The following is an 18381-nucleotide window of genomic DNA, read 5'->3' on the forward strand; positions in this document are numbered from 1 at the left end:
TTTCGTTTGGGATCTCTCCCTACCATTTTCCCGACCAGTCCGTGTTCTCATGAGTTCATCCAGGCGGCCTTCGTAAAGTGTCTTATGGCTTGTAGGGTGGGCTCGTCTCACCTGCCTTTTACAAAAAGGCTAGGCGGGAGTGGAGCCACTACCCCCCTCAGGGCAAAACCTGGTGGGTTGTGCCCACCCTACAAGAGTTGGATAGGCCTCTCGGTCAGATCGTCGTCATAATCGCCTCGAGAGTCTCTCGCGAAGGCCGGAGCGATTCATCGGGCAGAAGGGCCAGCGGCGTTTCGGTCATTCCTTGCATGGTGACGAAGTCGGGGCGGTCGGGGGCGAGGTAGAGCAGGCCGGTGAGGAACTCCTGGCGTTCTTGGCTTTCGATCAAGAGCCGGAGGGCCGAGGGCCGGTCCGTCACCTTGTGCTCGTCGTGCCGTAGGGCGCGAAGTACGATCCAGGAACCGTCGTGAAGCTGGACCCGGGTGGTTTCCCCTGCCTTCTGTTCGACCTCGATCTCGGCGAGCCGGGGGACGAAGCCCACGTCATGGAGCGGTTCCTCGTGCTCCCGGGCCCACTCCCAGCTCTTGGTTGAACTCGCGAAGTCGTTGAAGGTGACGCAGGGACTGATGATGTCGAGCACCGCGAGCCCTTGGTGGTTCAGGGCGGCTTTCAAAAGCGGGACGAGCTGTTTCTTGTCGCCCGCGAACGAGCGGGCGACAAACGTGGCGCCGGCGGTGACGGCTTCCATGCAGAGGTCGAACGGCGGGATCGTGTTTTCTTCGCCGGTCTCCCGGCGTAGGTGAGCATGCAAGTCGGCGGTGGCCGAGAACTGGCCTTTGGTCAGGCCATAGCAGCCGTTGTCCTCGACGACGTAGACCAAGGGCAAATTGCGCCGGCAGGCATGCTTGAATTGTCCCATGCCGATGTTTGCCGTATCACCATCACCGCTGATCCCGATGTTCAGCAGGCTCCGATTGGCGACCGCAGCCCCGGTGGCGACTGACGGCATCCGGCCGTGCAGTGCGTTGAAACCGTGGCTGTACTGCAGGAAGTAGGCGGGGGTCTTGCTCGAGCAGCCGATGCCGCTGAACTTGACGGTCTTGTAGGGGTTGACCCCGACGGCCTTGCAGGCCTCGACGAGGTAGCTGGTGATGCTGTTGTGCCCACAGCCCTTGCAGAGTGTGGAGGGGAGACCCTGGAACGCCAGGGTCGGGAGGGACATTCGGCGTCCCTCACTCTCGATGAGGATCATTGAGTCGGTGGCCATGATGAGTCGATCGCCTCTTGGGGGGAGAGCCAGAGAGTGGGTCAGTCATTGGCACGAAATCAGTGTCTGGGGCGAGCCTTCGCCAAGAACGGGGGGGATGAGCGAGTCCGAGGGGTTGGGATGCGAAACCAACAACAGAAGGGTCGGCAGGACCGTTCCTTTCTCGTTTCGCTCGTCCCCCGGGCCATGATCATTATTCGGGGGAAAGCTCGGGCTCGTGAGGAACGCGGGGATTGTCGGCTTCGACGTTGCCAGTGGGCCAACCGGGCCCTGATGGGTTTTTCTCCCAGCCGAGTATCGGTCGGATGACGTTCACGGCGGCCAGCGGGGTGCCGTTGTAGTGCGGGACCGACACCAGGCGGTCAGCCAGGGTGCCGGAGAGCGTCGAACGGAGCAAGGCAGCGACTTGACCGTCCCGGTTCTGCTCGATGACGTAGACGCGCTCGTGTCGGCTGATGAAATGGGTCACGGCGTCGGAGACCGGCAAGGCGCGAATCCGGCAGTATTCCGTCGCGATCCCTTGCTCGGCAAGCAGGTCACGTGCCTCGACCATCGCCCAGTGGCTTGAGCCGTAGGCGATCAGGCCGACCCGGGCACCTGCGTCTCCCTCGATGATGGGGGGAGGCAGCTTGCGTCGCGCGGTCTCGAGTTTGAGGGCCAGGCGATCGAGGTTCTTCTTCCAATCCTCCGGCCGTTCGCTGTAGCCCGACTTCTCGTTATGCCCCGTACCTCGGGTGAAATAGGCCGCCAGCGGGTTCTCGGTCCCCGGGATCGTGCGGTAGCAGATCCCGTCTCCGTCCACGTCGCGGTAGCGCTCGAACTGGCCGAGTCGTTCGAGGTCGGCTGCATTGAGCAGCTTTCCGTGATGGATCGGCTTTTCCGGATAAGAGAATGGGTCGGACAGCCAGAGGTTCATGCCCATGTCGAGGTCGGTCGCCATGAAGATGGGCGTCTGGAACTGCTGGGCGAGGTCGAGCGCCTCGACGGCGAAGCTGAAGCATTCGCCGACCGAACCCGGAATCAGAACGACATGTCGGCAATCGCCGTGGCCAAGCAGGTGCAGCTTGAGGATGTCTCCCTGGCTCGTCCGGGTTGGCAGACCGGTGCTCGGTCCCATGCGCTGGACGTCGATGATGACGGTCGGGATCTCGGCAAAGTAGGCGAGGCCGACGAACTCGGTCATCAAGGAAATACCGGGCCCCGAGGTGGCGGTTAGCGAGCGGGCTCCCGCCCACCCCGCGCCGATGGCCATCCCGATGGCGGCCAGCTCATCCTCGGCCTGAACGACGGCGAACGTGCGTTTGCCGTCGCTGTTGGTGCGGTGCTTTTTGAGGAACTCCTCGGTGTATTCGGCCAGGCTGCTCGACGGCGTGATCGGGTACCAGGTCAGCACGCTGGTGCCGCCGAAGACAGCACCCAGGGCGGCGGCCTTGTTCCCTTCGATCAGGATCTTGTTGCCCAGGCCGTCGATTCGCTCGACCCGGAACGGGAGGTCGGTGGGCAGGTGCGCCTCGGCCCAGGCGAAGCCGGTGCGGGCGGCGTTGATGTTGATGTCGGCGGCCTTTGCCTTGCGTCCCGGGAATTCGCGGCGGATTGCGGCCTCAACCTCGCTCATCTCGATTCCGCTGACGTAGGCGACGACCCCCACGTAAACCATGTTGATGACTTTGCGAAGCTTGTCGCGATACCCCTTGTCCTTGCTGTCGGCCGGATAGGCTTCCTCGACCAACTTCTGGAAGGGGACAGGGAAGAACCGGACGTCATCGCGGATATCGTCCAGGTCGAAGTCGTCGCGGTAGATGACGATCGAGCCGGGTTGAAGCTGACGGACGTCGTCGGCCGCTGTCTGGGCGTTCATGCAGACGAGGATCGGCGTGTCGAGCCGATGTCCCACGTATCCCTTGGCGGACGCCCGGATATGGAACCAGGTGGGCAAGCCTTCGATGTTCGAGGGGAAAACGTTTTTGCCGCTGCACGGGATGCCCATCCCGTAGAGGGCGCGGAGGAGAACCAGGTTCGCCGACTGGCTACCCGAACCGTTGACCGTCCCGACGCGAATCGCCAGGTCGTTCACCGAAGTGGGAGAGGACGTGGCCCCGTCACGGACGGGGAATGGCTCGACCACGGAGGTAGTGGATGACATGGTGTGCCTCAAAGAGCGAGCACCACGGCAGTCAGCGGTTCCGCAACACGCATTCCAGCGTTCGTGACGACCCTCGCGGAAACCGCAAGTGAGTGGACCCGACACCGTGCATGCCCGACAACGTTCACTCCACCAGAACGACGCGTCGATCGCAAGGAGTTAAACGAATTCTGTGCGGAGACACGAGGCCGTCTCTTGTCGGTTCGCGGAGCGCGCAAAGGTACGCCGTCCGGATCCGTGTCCGGACAGCGTGTTTTCTCGGCAGAACGGCATCGTAGCCGTCACAAGGGATCAGTTCAGGCCGATGTTTTGGCGGCTGAACGAGTCCGGGCCCGAGTAATCCCATTCCGCACGGTGACTGTACCCCGAGCGGCGTTGTGATTGCTGGTGCTGGGGGTGTGTGCGGGAGGGACGTGCCGTCCCTCATCGCGGAGGGACGTCAGGAAATCACGGGCGGCTTTCAGGTCGGATTGTTCGATTTCGGGGACGGAATTGGTTTGCATAGGGAGAATCAGATAATCCGCAACAACGAACGGGAAAAGGCCTCGGGACACCATGTCCCGTGGCGAGATTCAGCGGCTGTCGTTCCGACGGGGAAGACGATCAGAGAAGTGGTGAGCAACTGCCGAACCGGAAGCGGCGATAGCGTGAGTTCCTTGGCAAGAGCATCTCGACCCCAAGTGGGGGGCAACAGGGGGCAGGAATGCTTTTTTTTTACGATCGCTTGAGCGAAGTTTGCTTACAAACTCAAAAAGGGGATCGTCAACCTTGAGAACCTCACCCCTATTATCGGCATTTCGGGCGGGGACTTCAGTGTGAATGAAGCGGGCAGGTGTTTTTGCTGGCCAACCTCTCCTTGCCGACGGGACCGAGCCTGGTGACAATTGTTGGGAGATGTCGACCAGACTCAGAAAAGATTAGAACATAACGGTCGGGTTTTCTTCAACGATTGGGATCGTCTTTCCTCCCGGAATCCAGGTTTTTTGATGAGACAAGTTGATCGGTACGATGCCAATAACCACTGATTCGAGTTCGCTCGCTCCGCTGCATCGGGCCTGTTATTTGACCGGGCCCACGGCGTCGGGGAAAACCGGCGTCGGCGTGGCCCTGGCCCAGCGGCTCAATGCCGAGGTCATCGCCATGGACTCGATGACCCTCTATCGCGGGATGGATATCGGGACGGCCAAACCGACCCACGAGGAGCAGGAGGGGGTGACTCACCACCTGATCGACGTGCTCGACCCCTGGCAGGCCGCCAGCGTGGCCGACTTTCGCGGCTGGGCCCTGAAGGCGGTCGCCGATGTCGAGAGTCGAGGCAAACGCGCTTTATTTGTCGGCGGGACGGCCCTCTACCTCAAAGCGCTCCTGCGCGGACTCTTCGAGGCGGCTGAGACCAATCGCGAGTTGAGGGAATCACTCGAGGACGAGTATCGCCGACTCGGCGGCGCGGTGCTCCACGCTCGGCTCGAGTCGATCGATCCGGTGACCGCACGCCGGCTCCATCCCAATGATCGACTTCGGATCGTGCGGGCGTTGGAAGTGAATACGACCATGGGCCGGCCGTTGAGCTCACTCCAGACGGAACATGAGCATCCCGCTCCCGCAACTGTTCCTGTTTTTGCAATCGAACGGCCGAGGCCCGAAATCCATGCGCGAATCAACCTGCGAGTGGACCTAATGATCCAGGATGGGTTGGTCGACGAGGTGCGAACGCTCCAATCGGGTTCCCAGCCGCTCGGTCCCGTACCGGCGCAGGGGGTGGGATACCGCGAGGTGATCGAATACCTCGAAGGCCGGACGGCGTTTGGACGGGCCGTCGAGCAAATCAAGGCGCGGACCCGACAATTCGCCAAGCGGCAATCGACCTGGTTCCGCGGACTGGTCGAGGTCCGGAGCTGGCCCGTCCCGGAGGGGGAGCCTGCGGAGATGACCGCCGATCGATTGGCGCATGTGATCGGGGTGGGAAACTGAGCTTCCTCGAATTTCCTGGATCTGTTATCTAACTCTGCCTCTCTGATTCCGTCACCGGATTGCGCTGGTGATTTTGGGTTGGAAAAGGAAAATGGCCGTCAGCGGCGACGACCGGGGCGTTCCCAAGGAGGGGACCGATTCCCATGGGCCGGCGATACATCTCTCTTTTGGCACTCGCGCTTACCGTCGGCTTCGGCGTGCGGATCGCGCTGGCGCAGGGCGAAGCTCCGGCTTCCCAGCCTCCGGTCGAGGCCTTACCGCCTCCGGCTGAGATGCTTCCCCCCATCGTGCCACCGCCTGCCACGGAATTGCGGCCTCCGGCCACCCCGGCAGGTGGTGCGGCAGGTTCCTCGGCCAAGAAGGCTCCAGGCCTGAAGTCGAAGGGGGCTCAAGCTCAGCCGGCACCGGTCCCCGCACCGGCTGAGGAGGAGTATGATCCCTCCGTTGCCAAGGAATTGCCGGTTGGCGACGGGACCAAACCGGCTGCCCCCGCCTCGAGCGATCCTGCGCCGCCGCTTGAGCCGCTCGATATCGAAGCAAAGAATCCGTTCCCCCCAACCGGCCCTGCCCAGCCGAGCGAAACGCCGGCTCCCCCGCTGGATGGTGACGTCGAACGCACGCAGGCGCCACTGGTGGCCAGTCCCGGCGGTGTGCCGGCTGCCGACGTGGAGAAGAATCCTCTGCCGGCCGCGAAAGAACCAGCGGGCCAACCGTCGGCGAACCTTGCGCCCAATGAGGCAGACGAACTAGTGCTTTCATCGGAACGGCTGCGCACGGGCGTGCAATCAGTCGGGTTGTCGGTCGAGGTCAAGGGCCCGGCCACGCTCAACCTGAATACACCCGCCACCTATAAGATTATCGTCAGCAATCCCGGCACGGCCGACGCCATCGGCGTTGTCGTTCGCGATGCACTCCCCCCCGAACTGGAATTCGTCTCGAGTCAGCCCACCGAACAGCGCGGGCCCGATACGCTCTTGGTCTGGCACCTGGGAACCGTTCGCGCGGGGAGTAAGCAGGAGATCCTCCTCAAGGTCAAGCCGACCAAGAAGGGGCAGTTCGACCACGCGGCGACGGTCACCATGAGGTCGGGGGCGAAGTCGCGCACCACGGTCTATGAGCCGAAACTGAAGGTTGAGCAGATCGTCACCTCGGCCAAGGTCCTCAAAGGGCAGACCGTCGAGTATCGGATCTCCGTGACCAATACGGGCGACGGCCCAGCGCGGGATGTGGTCGTTCGGGCCAAATTGAGCCCCGGCCTACGGGCGGACGCCAGCGACTCGAGCGACCAAAACCTCTTCGAGCTGTCGCTGGGCGACCTTCTTCCCGGCCAGCACGTTCCGCTTGACCCCTTGGTCGTCCATGCCGTGCTCGGGGACGAACAGTGGTGCAAGGTCGACGTCACCAGCCCCGACGTCGCGCCGGGAGCCGAGGAGTCGCGGAGCACCAAGATGATCACGGTCATCGAGCCGAAGCTGGCGGTGACCATGAACGGTCCCAAGGAACGCTATACCGACACCATTGCCGCCTATGCGGTCACGGTCCAAAATCCGGGGTCTGCCACGGCCCGCAACGTCCGGGTGCAGGTCACTCTGCCGGTGAATGTCCAGCTCGTGAAGCTTCCCCCGAATGCGAAATTCGACATTCAGTCGCGTCGGCTCACCTGGGATGCCTTCCCGGTCGAGCCTGGCGAGAAGGAGAAGGTGAATCTCGGGTTTGAAGTTCGTATGGGAGGCGAACGCCTCTACGACCTCACCGTCCAGGCGATTGGCGATCAAGGCTTGAACGCCAAGGAGATCGTCACCACCAATGTGATCGCCCTGGCCGACCTTGCCCTTGATATCACGGAAGACCGCCGCGTGATCGACGTCGACCAGGTCACGACCTTCACGATTTCGGTCAAGAACAAGGGGTCGAAGGCGGCTTCGAAGATTCTCATCAGCGGCCGGCATTCGCCTGAAGTCGTGGTCAAGAAGACGGCCGGGACCGAGGAGCCTGCCCGCTACAAGCAAGACGCCGCCGGGAAAGCGGTCAACGGCGAATTCCTCTTCCCCATGATCGAACGCCTGGACGTCGGCAAGGAGATCGTCCTGGGAGTCCAGGTTCAAGCCGTCAAGACGGGGTTGGCCACCTGCCGGATCTTCGTGACTCACGATGAGGTCGAGCAGCCCGTCGAAGACATGGAAAAAGTCCGGGTGACCCAGGCTGTCGGGAAATAATCGGGTCCGGGGTGTCACGAATCTCCCGTTTTGCTGCGGGATGAAGCATCCATCAGCTGGTTGCCAGCCCGGTCGGCGGAGAAGAGACCGACGCTCGACCACCGCCCGAATTACGGGCGGTTGGTTCCCGCCTCATTCTCGCGTAGAATCGGTGGCTCATGGAGGGCCCGTTCCGTCCGGCACGTTCCGCGACGGCCGCCGATCAGCCACGCCCCCCTCGCAAGCGAGTGGCACACCCTGGCGAAGGACACCGCGATGCAACGTAGCGCCATGCATTCCCCTCACGCCAGCCTTCTGCTTCTGATCGGGACGGTCCTCGCGGCGCTCGCGAGCGGCCCCGAGGCGAAGGCCGACCCTGAGCCCAAGGCTCCCGCCAACCGGCTTGCCAAGGAAACGAGTCCCTACCTCCTCCTTCACGCGCACAACCCGGTCGACTGGTATCCCTGGGGTCCCGAAGCGTTTGCCAAGGCGAAGGCCGAGAAGAAACCGATCTTCCTGTCGATCGGCTATAGCTCGTGCTACTGGTGCCACGTCATGGAACGCGAGTGCTTCAAGGATCCGCAGATCGCGAAGCTGATGAACCAGAAGTTCGTCTGCATCAAAGTCGACCGCGAGGAGCGACCCGACATCGATCAGATCTACATGGCCGCGCTCCAGGCGTTCGGCAACGGCGGCTGGCCAATGTCGATGTTCCTGACCCCGGACGGTCGCCCTTTCTTCGGAGGAACCTACTTCCCCCCCAAAGACCGTAACGGGATTCGCGGATTCCCGACGGTGCTCGCCGGGGTCGCCGATGCCTGGCGCGATGAGAAGGCTCAGATCGAGGAGTCGGCCGACCGCCTCACCGATCTGGTCCGGCGCTCGCTTGCCAAGTCGAACGACAAACGCCACGCACCATTGACCCGCGCTGTCGCGGCGCAGGGCCGCGAGGAGTTAACCGAGCAGTTTGACCCGGAATACGGCGGCTTTGGCTTCAATCCGGAGAATGCCCGACGCCCCAAGTTTCCCGAACCGGTGAACCTCGTCTTCTTGCTCGACGAGCACCGTCGAGGGGCCGCGGCCGGTAAGAAGGAGGGTCAGGAGGCCTCATCGAATGCGTTGGCGATGGTCCTCAAAACGCTCGACCAGATGGCGCGAGGCGGCATTCGCGACCAACTGGCTGGTGGCTACCACCGCTATGCGACGAGCCGGTACTGGATCGTCCCGCACTTCGAGAAGATGCTCTACGACAATGCCCAGCTCGCATCGACTCATCTGCTCGCCTTCGAGCTTACGGCCGACCCGCGCTGGCGGCTCGAGGCCGAGTCCACGTTTGCGTTCATCGCGCGGTCGATGACCTCGCCGGAGGGCGGGTTCTACTCGGCCATCGATGCGGAGACCGATGGCGACGAGGGGCAGTACTACGTCTGGACCCGGGATGAGGTTGAGAAGACGCTGGGCGCGGGGCCGGACTATGAGGCGTTCGCCCAGGTCTACGGCCTCAAACGCGAGCCGAACTTCGAGAAAGAACGATACGTTCTGCTCGAACCACGGTCCCGCGCCGACCAGGCCGCCACACTCAAGACGACCCCTGCGGCCCTCGAAGCGACCATGGCCCCCTTGCGGGCGAAGCTGCTGGCCGTCCGTGAACGCCGCCCTGCGCCCTTGCTCGACGACAAGGTCCTGACCTCCTGGAACGGCCTCATGATCGCCGCTTACGCCGACGGGTTCCGGATCTTGCACGACGCCAAGTATCGCCAGGCTGCCGACAAGGCCGCCGACTTCATCCTGGCCAAGCTGCGCAGTCCCGATGGTCGTCTCCTGCGGTCGTACCGCCTGGGCCAGGCGAAACTGGCCGGTTACCTCGAAGACTACGCGTTTCTGGTCCACGGCCTGCTCCGCCTCCATGCCGCCACCGGCGACCCGAAACGGCTGACCCAGGCGCGCGAGTTGACCGATCGGATGATCGCCGACTTCAGCGATCCCGAGGAGGGGGGCTTCTTCTACACGGCCGACGGCCACGAGTCGCTCCTCGCCCGCCCCAAGGACCCGTACGATGGAGCCTTGCCCAGCGGGAACAGCGTGGCTATTCGCAACCTGGTTGCACTTGCCTCGGCGACCGGCGAAGCCCGCTATCTCGACCAGGCGCAGAAGGCGCTCGACGCTTTCAGCTCGACCTTGGCCCAGAATCCCGGCTCCCTTCCCTTGCTGGTCGTCGCTCTCGGCGAATACCTCGACGCCCGTCCCACGGCAGCCGCCGTCGCGGTTCCCACGCCCGAAGAAGCGCCGGCAGACTCCGATGCCATGGTGACTGCAAAGGGGGCCGTCGCGGCAGGTTCCACCATCGCGCCCGGCGAAGAATTTGCGGTCGACTTGACCGTCAAGGTCAAGAAGGGCTGGCACCTCAACGCCAACCCGGCGGGTTCCGAGAACCTGATCCCCACGACGGTCGCCCTGGCCCGGAACCAGCCCGCGAAGGTCTCGAAAGTCGAGTATCCGGCCGGTGATGCCAGGGTGCTTGAAGTCGGGAACGCACCGGTTCCCTTGTACGAAGGGACAGTCACGTTGAAGGCTCGCGTTCGCCTGGATGCCGAGGCGAAGCAGACGCCGGACGCCTTGACGTTCGAGGTTCGCTACCAGGCTTGCAACGACAACGCCTGTCTGGCGCCCACCTCACTGTCGGTTCGGGTGCCCTTGGGCGGAGGTCGTTGAGGCGGCGAAACGGTCTGGACCAGGCATCGTCCGAGGGGAACTGAACCCAAGAGGAGAGGGCTCACGATGATCTCATCGCGAAGGATTGGGTTGTGCTCGGGATTGCTGGCAATCGGGGGAACTTTGATGATGGCGCGAGGGGATGAAGCGAAGCGTCCGGCCTATCCGGAGACCCCCTCGCGGCCTGCGAGCGACCTTTATCACGGCGTCGAGATCGTCGATCCCTATCGCTGGCTCGAGGACGTGAACGACCCCGAAGTCCGCGCCTGGGCGGCCGCTCAGACCCAGTTGACGCGGGCGGCGTTCGACGCCGATTCTCAACGCCCGGCGTTGGTCGAGCGGCTTCGGACGCTCTACGACTATCAGACCACAGGCGCTCCGGTCGTCCGAGGCAAACGCTACTTCTTCACGCGCCGCGAAGGGCTCAAGAACCAGCCGATCGTCTACGTGCGGGAGGGGAGTGCCCAGGCCGAGGCCCGCGTCGTGCTCGACCCGAATCGGTTCAGCCAGGACGGCACGGTCGCGCTCGACTGGATGTTCCCTTCGCCCGACGGCTCGAAGTTGGCCTATGGTTCGAGCCCGAACGGGTCGGAGATGAGCACCCTCAAGGTCCTCAATGTCGTGACCGGCGAGCACTTGCCCGACACGATCTTGCGAACGAGAGCGTGCACCGTGGCCTGGGAACCCTCGGGCCAGGCTTTCTGGTATGTCCGGTATCCCGAGAAGGGAACCGTCCCTGCCGGCGATGAGATGTACAACCGGAAGATCTTTCGCCACGTCCTGGGAACGAACCCAGAGACCGACCCGATGATGTTCGGCCAGGGCCGTTCCAAGATCGACTGGCTTGGCGTCTCGGAGAGTGAGGACGGACGTTACGCCGTGATCTCCTCCTCAACCGACTGGATCAAGAATGACCTCTACCTGAAGCGGCTGGGAGACGACACGCCGATCGTTCCCCTGGCGGTCGGGCTCGAGGGTCAGGTGGATGCCGCGATCTTCGACGGCAAAGTGATCCTCCGCACCAATGCAAAGACCCCTCGATTTCAGGTCCTGGCCACGGACGTGGAGCATTTGGCGTTCGCGGATTGGAAGGAGATCATTCCCGAGCCGGACGGCGGTGTGATTGAGGCGATCTGGATCGTCGGCCGCAAGATCGCCGTACTGACGAGCAAGCGGGCCGTCTCGTCACTCGCGCTTCACGACCTCGAGGGGCGAAAGCTTCGCGAGATTCCCTTGCCGTCGCTCGGCACGGTCAGTGGTTTGAACGGGGAGTGGGACGGGCAAGAACTATTTTATTCGTTCCAGTCGTTTCTCTATCCCGCGACCGTCTTTCGGCTCGACATCCAGGGAGGAGAACCGGTCGTCATCGACCGCTCGACCGCGAAGGTTGACCCTGCGGACTACGAGGTCAAGCAGGTCACCTATCCCTCGAAGGACGGCACGAAGGTGCCGATGTTCGTGCTGAGCAAGAAAGGGCTCGAGCCGCAGTCGAAGGCCCCCACCTTGCTCTACGGCTACGGCGGCTTCGACATCAGCTTGACCCCGGCTTATGACGCCGACCTCCGGATCTGGCTCGACAAAGGGGGCGTCTACGCCATCGCCAACCTCCGAGGCGGTGGCGAGCTCGGACGCGAGTGGCACGCTGCCGGCCGGCTCGGCAAGAAGCAGAACGTCTTCGATGACTTCATCGCGGCCGGCGAGTACCTGATCAAGTCGGGATTCACCAATCCCGAGAAGCTCGCGATTGAAGGGGGTTCCAATGGCGGTCTGCTCGTCTCGGCCTGCCTGACCCAGCGCCCCGACCTGTTTCGCGCGGTGATTTGCGCGGTACCGCTCTGCGACATGCTCCGCTACCATCGCTTCTCGATCGCCCGAAACTGGATCCCGGAATATGGATCGGCCGACGACCGTGAGGCATTCGCCTGGCTGCGAGCCTACTCTCCCTATCACAACGTCAAGAACGGGGAGAGTTTCCCGGCCGTCCTGCTCCTGACCGGCGAGTCCGACACCCGGGTTGAGCCGATGCACGCCTACAAGATGGCCGCGCGGCTCCAGGCTGGCACGGCATCCAGCAGCCCGATCTACCTTCGGGTCGAATCCAAGGCTGGCCATGGGGCGGGCAAGCCTCTCGCGAAGCGGATCGAAGAGGAAGCGGATAAGTGGACGTTCCTCTTTCAGCAGCTTTCCGTTCCCTGAGGCCGGCACTGGCAGGGATTCTACGCACTCTTCGCGTTGCCGGCGGACCTGCAATGCGACGCGACGCGAAGAGGCCGGGAGGGTTGGAACCGGAGATCAATCGCCCACGATCAGGACGAGTGACGACTTCGGGTGGGACGATCGCTTTCGGTCGGTTCGATTGCGTTGTCGTCCTCTGCGGTCAATAACGAGACCAGGATCGACTTCTGTTCGTGGGTGAGCGATCCGTCGCGATACCGTTCCTCAAGGTCATCCAGACAGTCGTGGACGGCCTCTGGCTTCCCCGGGTAGAAGGGGTGGCGCGCGATCAGGTTGACCGTACGCTCCAACCGTTTGAAGGTAGGCATTTGTGTCATCACGATTGTCCAGGGCAGGGAGACACCGCCATTCGGTGCGACTCGATACTCGCAATATCGAACGCACGATCGATCTGCATTGATCGATCAGACCCATACACTCTTATATCCGAGAAGCCCCCTCTTCTCAATGCCTTTCGGATTCTGGCAGGCTTTCCGGAATTCACGTTTTCCGACTCCCATCGCGAGTCGCACGCTTCCGGCAAGCCTTGCCCTTGTGCTCTCGCTCGGTGGAGGGGCGAACATTTTCTGAAGCCACGCTTGCATGTATGAATTGTAGGCCGGCTGCCTGCTTCGGCAAGGGTCGGATTGGCCGATTATTTTGGTTCAGAGGCGAGCGGGGAGCGTGAACTCTCTGGCTTCCGGTCCGTTATTGAGGGCGCTGGGATTGCATCGTGGTCGTTCAAGGCTTGGGTTCGACCTGGTCCACTTGCCAGTCTTCGAGGTCGACTGCGGCGCCTCGCCCGAGGAATTGGACGATTGCGATGAACTGGTCTCGCTTCCCCCGTTTGATGACCTTACCTTCGATGCCGGCAAGGGGGCCGGTTTTGATCCGAACCTGGGCGCCTACGGGCATGAGGGGTTCAGGGACGACGGTCAGTCCCGACGAAAGCATTTGGTGGATCTGGCGGAGGTCGTGGGCCAGGTTCTCTTGGTCAGGGACGTCGAGCACGTTGGCGAGTCGATTCCCCCTGAAGGCCTCGATGCGCTCGCCATCGTCACCGAGGAGGAAGAGGTAGCTGGTGAAGAGGGGGACGATAGACCGCGTTTTTCTGCCTTGCGGGGTTCGGTCTTCGTGGACGACTTGGGGCAGATAGTAAGCGATCTGCTTGCCTCTCAAGTCTCGCGCCGCGGCCTTTTCTTGGCGGGGTTTGGTGTGGAGACACCACCAGTGGCGACCTTGCCGAAAGCTGGTCGCGTCCTCTTCCCAGAGGTTCGCGGGAAAGAGATCGGGTTCGGCTGGGAGAATGGGCATGGTTCATCGCTTCCTTGAGAGTCGACGTCTCACATTTCTCGAGAACTGAGATGACGGCGAACCAGGCCGGGTCTCGTCGGGTCAGGCTTCCTTGGTATCATCGAGCGAAGGCCGGTGACGGTCAACGTCGATCGGCCCGCCGTGCCAGAGTCCCCTTTTTTTTTTTGTTGGGGGGGGGCGGGATGAGATCGTTTGCTATGATTCGGCCGAATTGAGTCGGTTCGCCAAGACCCAGGTCAAGGTGGGTTGGATGAGTCGCGAATTGGGTCTTATGAGCGAGAGAGGATATAGGGGCGTGGCGAAGTCTGAATGGAATGGTACGGAGTCGGGACTCCTCAATCTCAATAAGCCGGGGGGCATGACCTCGCGCGATGTGGTCAATATCATCTCCCGCCAGCGCCGGGGGATGAAGGTCGGCCATGCCGGTACTCTCGACCCATTGGCGTCGGGAGTGCTGGTGGTCTGTTTGGGCAAGGCGACCCGGCTGATCGAATACGTGCAGCGGATGCCCAAGACTTATCGAACGACCGTCCGTCTCGGGGCCGTGAGCAACACGCTCGACGCCGATGGGGAGGTGGTGGAGGTCGAGGCGCCTCGCCAACCGACTGAACCTGAGATTCGCGAGGCGCTGCTGCCCTTGATCGGTACGGTCCTCCAGAAGCCCCCCGAGGTCTCGGCCCTGAAAGTGGGTGGGAAGCGAGCCTATGACCTGGCTCGATCTGGCCAGGTGGTGGTTCTGGAACCGCGGTTGGTCCGGATCGACCGGATCGATCTCCTGAAGTATGAGTGGCCCCGCCTCGAACTTGAAATTGCTTGCGGTAGCGGGACTTATGTCCGGTCGATCGCACGCGACGTGGGCGAGGCGCTCGGTTGCGGCGGCCTCGTCGAAGTTCTCATCCGGACCCGGATTGGCCGGTTCCACATTGAGGATGCGCTGGATCCGATGACGCTTACGGCAGAGACGCTCCCGCGATCGCTCCGACCCGCCTCCGAGGCCGTTGCGGCTCTGCCAAGCTTGGCGGTTACGGACGCTCAAGTCGCCGAGCTCATCCAGGGGCGGGCCCTGAGCCTGGCGGCCTTTGCCGGGACCTCGATCTTGGCCGGCGAGGTCGCCCTGGTCGGGCCGGATGGCGAACTGGTCGCCATCGCCGAGGCGATCCCGGACTCGGGCACCATCCTACCCCGGCGCGTGCTCGCGACGGCCTGACTTTGGGATTGGGAATTGTGAGGATTCCCTTGAACCTGATGGCCACGGCTGACGAACCTATCATACGCGGGTCGTGTCCGCCGGTCGGGTCGTGCCGCCGTCGTTGACGCGGTGATGGCCTGGATCTAGAATTTGGCGTTCTTGATCCTTTGCTCACTTCCCCACTCATTTCGAGAGGTCAAACTCCACCTTGGGCGAACTCAAAAGCACCGAGCGTCTCGATCGCCGTGAGAAAACAATTCTCGTCGGAGTCCTCCTCTCCGACGGCGAATATTCCCAGGATGACCCGCTGGATGAAATCCGAGGGTTGGCCAAAACGGCCGGGCTGGTCGTGGTCGGGAGCATGCTCCAGAAGCGGCAGCATGTGGATATCGCCACGTATATCGGCTCGGGCAAGGTGGCCGAACTCAAGGAACTCGTCGAGGCGCACGAGGCCGATCTCGTCGTATTCGATAACGACCTCGGCCCCGCCCAGACGCGGAACCTGGAGCGAATCCTCGGCGTCAAGGTGATCGACCGGACCGAGGTCATCCTCGATATCTTCGCCACCCGCGCCCGGACCCACGAGGCCCACCTCCAGGTTGAACTGGCTCAGCTCGAATACGCGATGCCCCGGCTCAAGCGGATGTGGACCCACCTTTCACGCTACAAAGGCGGGATCGGCGTTCGTGGTCCCGGCGAAAAGCAGCTCGAGGAAGACCGGCGCTTGGTCGTCCACCGGATCCAGGATCTGAAGGCGAAACTGGGTAAGGTTCAGGCCCGCAAGGAACGTGAAGTCGCCGGGCGCAGCGATACGCCGAGCGTCTCGCTGGTCGGCTACACGAATGCCGGCAAGAGCACCCTCATGAATGCCCTGACCGACGCTGGGGTCTTCGTCGAGGACAAGCTGTTCGCCACCCTCGATACCCGTACGCGACGCTGGCGGCTCAACGGGGGCGGGCAGGTGCTCCTCTCCGACACGGTCGGTTTCATCCGGAACCTGCCCCACACCCTGGTGGCCTCGTTTAAAGCCACCCTCGAAGAGGCGCGCCAGGCCGACCTGCTGCTCCACGTGGTCGATGCGTCGAGCCCCGAAGCGGAAATGCAGATCCGGGCGGTCAAGAACGTCCTCGAGGAACTCGGACTCGCCGATCAGCCCACGATTCTCGTGCTGAACAAGGCGGATCGCGTTCCGGACCGCTCGTTTCTCGACGTCCTCAAGGCCCATCATCACGATCCGATTACCATCAGCGCGGCCCAAGGGGATGGTATCGACCGCCTCGAACAGGCCGTTCGCGAGTCGCTCCACGAACGGTCGCTCGACGCCGAAATCGAAACGGGTGTGGAGAACGGCCGGGTCCTGGCCTACCTCGCTCAACACGCGCAGATCATCAACCGGGCCTACGACGAGGACGATCGCGTCATCCTCCAGTGCCGACTCCCGCGCCGTTGCCTCGAATTCCTCTACGAAAACGGGGCCAACGTTCGCGAAAACGGTCAACGACTCTACGCCTGAACCGACCCTTCAGGCGTCCGTCCCCCTTCCGTCCAAATATTTCTTTGCCTACGGAATTGAGGTTTCGCTCCGGTCTGGTAACATGGGTAAACGGCGTCGACCTGGTCGATCCGGTTGCGAACCACGCGGAGTTGCCTCCGACATGTCGACTCACATTCAGATTCGTTGCCCCAACTGCCAAGAGAGCCTGAGAGCCCGAGTCGAGTACATCGGGAAGATGGTGAGCTGTAAGCGTTGCGAGCACCCGTTTGTCATTGAGGCTCCGGAGGACGCCTCGTGGGCGTCCGCTGAGTCGGGGGGTGAGTCGTCGGGAGGGGCACCACTTCGCGAGGCGTTGGAACGTGTCACGCAAGATCGCGACCAGCTCAAGGGCGAGTTGGAGCGGGTCCGGGAAGAATTGATCGCGGCTCACGGCGCTCCGACTGAGGAACTCGAAGCCATTCGCTCTGAGCGCGATCGACTTCGCGAGGAGCTGGATCAGGTTCGCTCAGAGAGTCGGTCCAGTGAGTCTGAGACGGCCTTCGAGAAGAACGCTGCGCTCGCCAAGGAACTGGAAGATGCCCAGTCCGAGCGTGATCGGCTTCGCGAGGAACTCGAGCAGCTCCATACCGAGAGTCAGTCCAGGGAGGCAAAGACGGCGTCCGAGCGGGACGCTGTGCACGCTGCGCTGGCGAAGGAGCGGGAGGACGTTCAGTCCGAGCGTGATCGGCTTCGCGAGGAACTCGAGCAAGTCCGTTCCGAGAGTGCGGCGAGGGAGTCGGAGGCGATCGAGCGGCTGCGTGAGGAACTCAGGACGGTTTCTGGGGAGCGTGATCAATCGGCAGTGGAGCTGCAAGCTCTGAATGCGGCAAAGTCTCAGGGTGAGGAGGCTCTCGAAGCGGGAAAGCGACAGTTCGAGGAGGCTCGCCTGCTCTGGGAGACGGAGCGTGGGACGCTGACCGAGGAGTCCGAGCACCGACTTCTCGAGGAACGTCAGCGGGCGGCGACCGAGCGCCAACTCGCCCAAGAGCAACTCGAGGCGCTGCAACGCCGATTCGACCAGGCGGGCACGGAGTCGAAGGCGGAGCGCCAGCGGCTCGAGGTCAAGCTCGACGAATTGCATCTCGAGCTCGAGAGCGTTCACGCGACGCATGCCGAACTGACCCAGGAACGCGATCAACTGGCCGGTGAGTTCGAGGAGCTTCAATCCACGCACCAGGATGCGGGCCAGGCTCATCAGGAGGCAGTGACCCGCCTGTCCGGAGAAGCTGACGAGCTCCGTCGGCGTCATGAGCGTTTGGGCGAAGAACGCAATCGCCTGGAGTCGCGGCTCGACGAGGCCGAAGCCGCTCATCGTGAAGCGGAAGAGACTCATCGTGACCAGTTGAGCCAGCTCAACGCTCAATTTGAAGAGAGCCGCCGGCAAACCGACGTCGCGGCCGAGCGTGGCGATGCGTTGGCCGGAGAAGTCCGCGAACTTCGCGCCGAGATCGAGCGGCTCCAGGGCGAGTTCGAGGGCGAGCGTCAGGCGCTGGCTCAGGCCACGGCCACGGTCCGCCAAGAGCTGGACTCGGTTCGCGCGGACGGGGTCGCCCGGCTCGAACATGCGGCCGGAGAGGCCGAAGCCGCCCGAGTCGAATTCGAACGCCGCCTTGCCGACGTCGAGGCAACCCTTCAAACCACCACCGAACGGGCCGATCGGCTCGGAGCTGAGTTGCAGGCAACCACCGAAGCACGTACCGCCGTGGAGGCGGAACTGGCCGAGGCGCAGCGGCGGATCGAAGAACTGATCAAGCAGTACGAGGACTCTCAGAACGCCGGGAACCAGATTCGCTCACTGCTCAAGCATGTTGGTATTCATCTGCCACAATGAGCGTCGACCTC

General features: G+C 62.8%; 11 protein-coding genes. 7 read left to right on the forward strand and 4 right to left on the reverse strand.

What is annotated here, in order from left to right; genetic code table 11:
- Nucleotides 1–214: 214 nt before the first annotated feature.
- Together SINAC_RS24725 and SINAC_RS24730 are read right to left on the reverse strand one after the other, a co-directional pair.
- Complete coding sequence (locus tag SINAC_RS24725) at nucleotides 215–1267, reverse strand: 2-oxoacid:ferredoxin oxidoreductase subunit beta (RefSeq protein ID WP_015248298.1); 1053 nt, start codon at nucleotides 1265–1267, stop codon at nucleotides 215–217.
- A 193-nt stretch (nucleotides 1268–1460) separates the two neighbouring features.
- Nucleotides 1461–3410, reverse strand: coding sequence for a 2-oxoacid:acceptor oxidoreductase subunit alpha (locus tag SINAC_RS24730; RefSeq protein WP_015248299.1), 1950 nt, complete (start codon nucleotides 3408–3410; stop codon nucleotides 1461–1463).
- 1008 nt (nucleotides 3411–4418) lie between these two features.
- On the opposite strand from SINAC_RS24730, the gene miaA reads away from it, so the two are divergent.
- From miaA to SINAC_RS24750, 4 genes are all read left to right on the forward strand, one after another.
- Nucleotides 4419–5381: a tRNA (adenosine(37)-N6)-dimethylallyltransferase MiaA gene (miaA, locus tag SINAC_RS24735; RefSeq protein WP_015248301.1), complete on the forward strand. Its 963-nt coding sequence runs from the start codon at nucleotides 4419–4421 to the stop codon at nucleotides 5379–5381.
- A gap of 143 nt (nucleotides 5382–5524) precedes the next feature.
- Nucleotides 5525–7597, forward strand: coding sequence for a DUF11 domain-containing protein (locus SINAC_RS24740; RefSeq protein ID WP_015248302.1), 2073 nt, complete (start codon nucleotides 5525–5527; stop codon nucleotides 7595–7597).
- A gap of 255 nt (nucleotides 7598–7852) precedes the next feature.
- Complete coding sequence (locus SINAC_RS24745) at nucleotides 7853–10288, forward strand: DUF255 domain-containing protein (RefSeq protein WP_015248303.1); 2436 nt, start codon at nucleotides 7853–7855, stop codon at nucleotides 10286–10288.
- A gap of 66 nt (nucleotides 10289–10354) precedes the next feature.
- Nucleotides 10355–12484, forward strand: a complete 2130-nt coding sequence (locus SINAC_RS24750) for a prolyl oligopeptidase family serine peptidase (RefSeq protein ID WP_015248304.1) — start codon at nucleotides 10355–10357, stop codon at nucleotides 12482–12484.
- Between the two features lie 110 nt (nucleotides 12485–12594).
- Here the strand turns inward: SINAC_RS24750 and SINAC_RS24755 are convergent, their stop codons facing one another.
- Nucleotides 12595–12831: a hypothetical protein gene (locus tag SINAC_RS24755; RefSeq protein ID WP_020466744.1), complete on the reverse strand. Its 237-nt coding sequence runs from the start codon at nucleotides 12829–12831 to the stop codon at nucleotides 12595–12597.
- Between the two features lie 412 nt (nucleotides 12832–13243).
- Nucleotides 13244–13816 (reverse strand): transcription termination/antitermination protein NusG, encoded by a 573-nt coding sequence (nusG, locus tag SINAC_RS24760; protein WP_015248306.1) that lies wholly within the window; start codon nucleotides 13814–13816, stop codon nucleotides 13244–13246.
- 295 nt (nucleotides 13817–14111) lie between these two features.
- Between nusG and truB the strand changes: the two genes are divergently transcribed.
- The 3 genes from truB (at nucleotide 14112) to SINAC_RS24775 (ending at nucleotide 18370) form a co-directional block, all read left to right on the forward strand.
- A complete protein-coding gene (gene truB / locus SINAC_RS24765; protein ID WP_015248307.1) occupies nucleotides 14112–15023 on the forward strand; it encodes a tRNA pseudouridine(55) synthase TruB in 912 nt (303 codons plus the stop codon).
- 190 nt (nucleotides 15024–15213) lie between these two features.
- Complete coding sequence (gene hflX / locus SINAC_RS24770) at nucleotides 15214–16518, forward strand: GTPase HflX (RefSeq protein ID WP_015248308.1); 1305 nt, start codon at nucleotides 15214–15216, stop codon at nucleotides 16516–16518.
- Between the two features lie 142 nt (nucleotides 16519–16660).
- Nucleotides 16661–18370, forward strand: coding sequence for a hypothetical protein (locus SINAC_RS24775; protein ID WP_015248309.1), 1710 nt, complete (start codon nucleotides 16661–16663; stop codon nucleotides 18368–18370).
- The last annotated feature ends 11 nt before the right edge of the window (nucleotides 18371–18381 follow it).

The organism is Singulisphaera acidiphila DSM 18658, assembly GCF_000242455.2.
In the GTDB taxonomy this organism is placed as follows: domain Bacteria; phylum Planctomycetota; class Planctomycetia; order Isosphaerales; family Isosphaeraceae; genus Singulisphaera; species Singulisphaera acidiphila.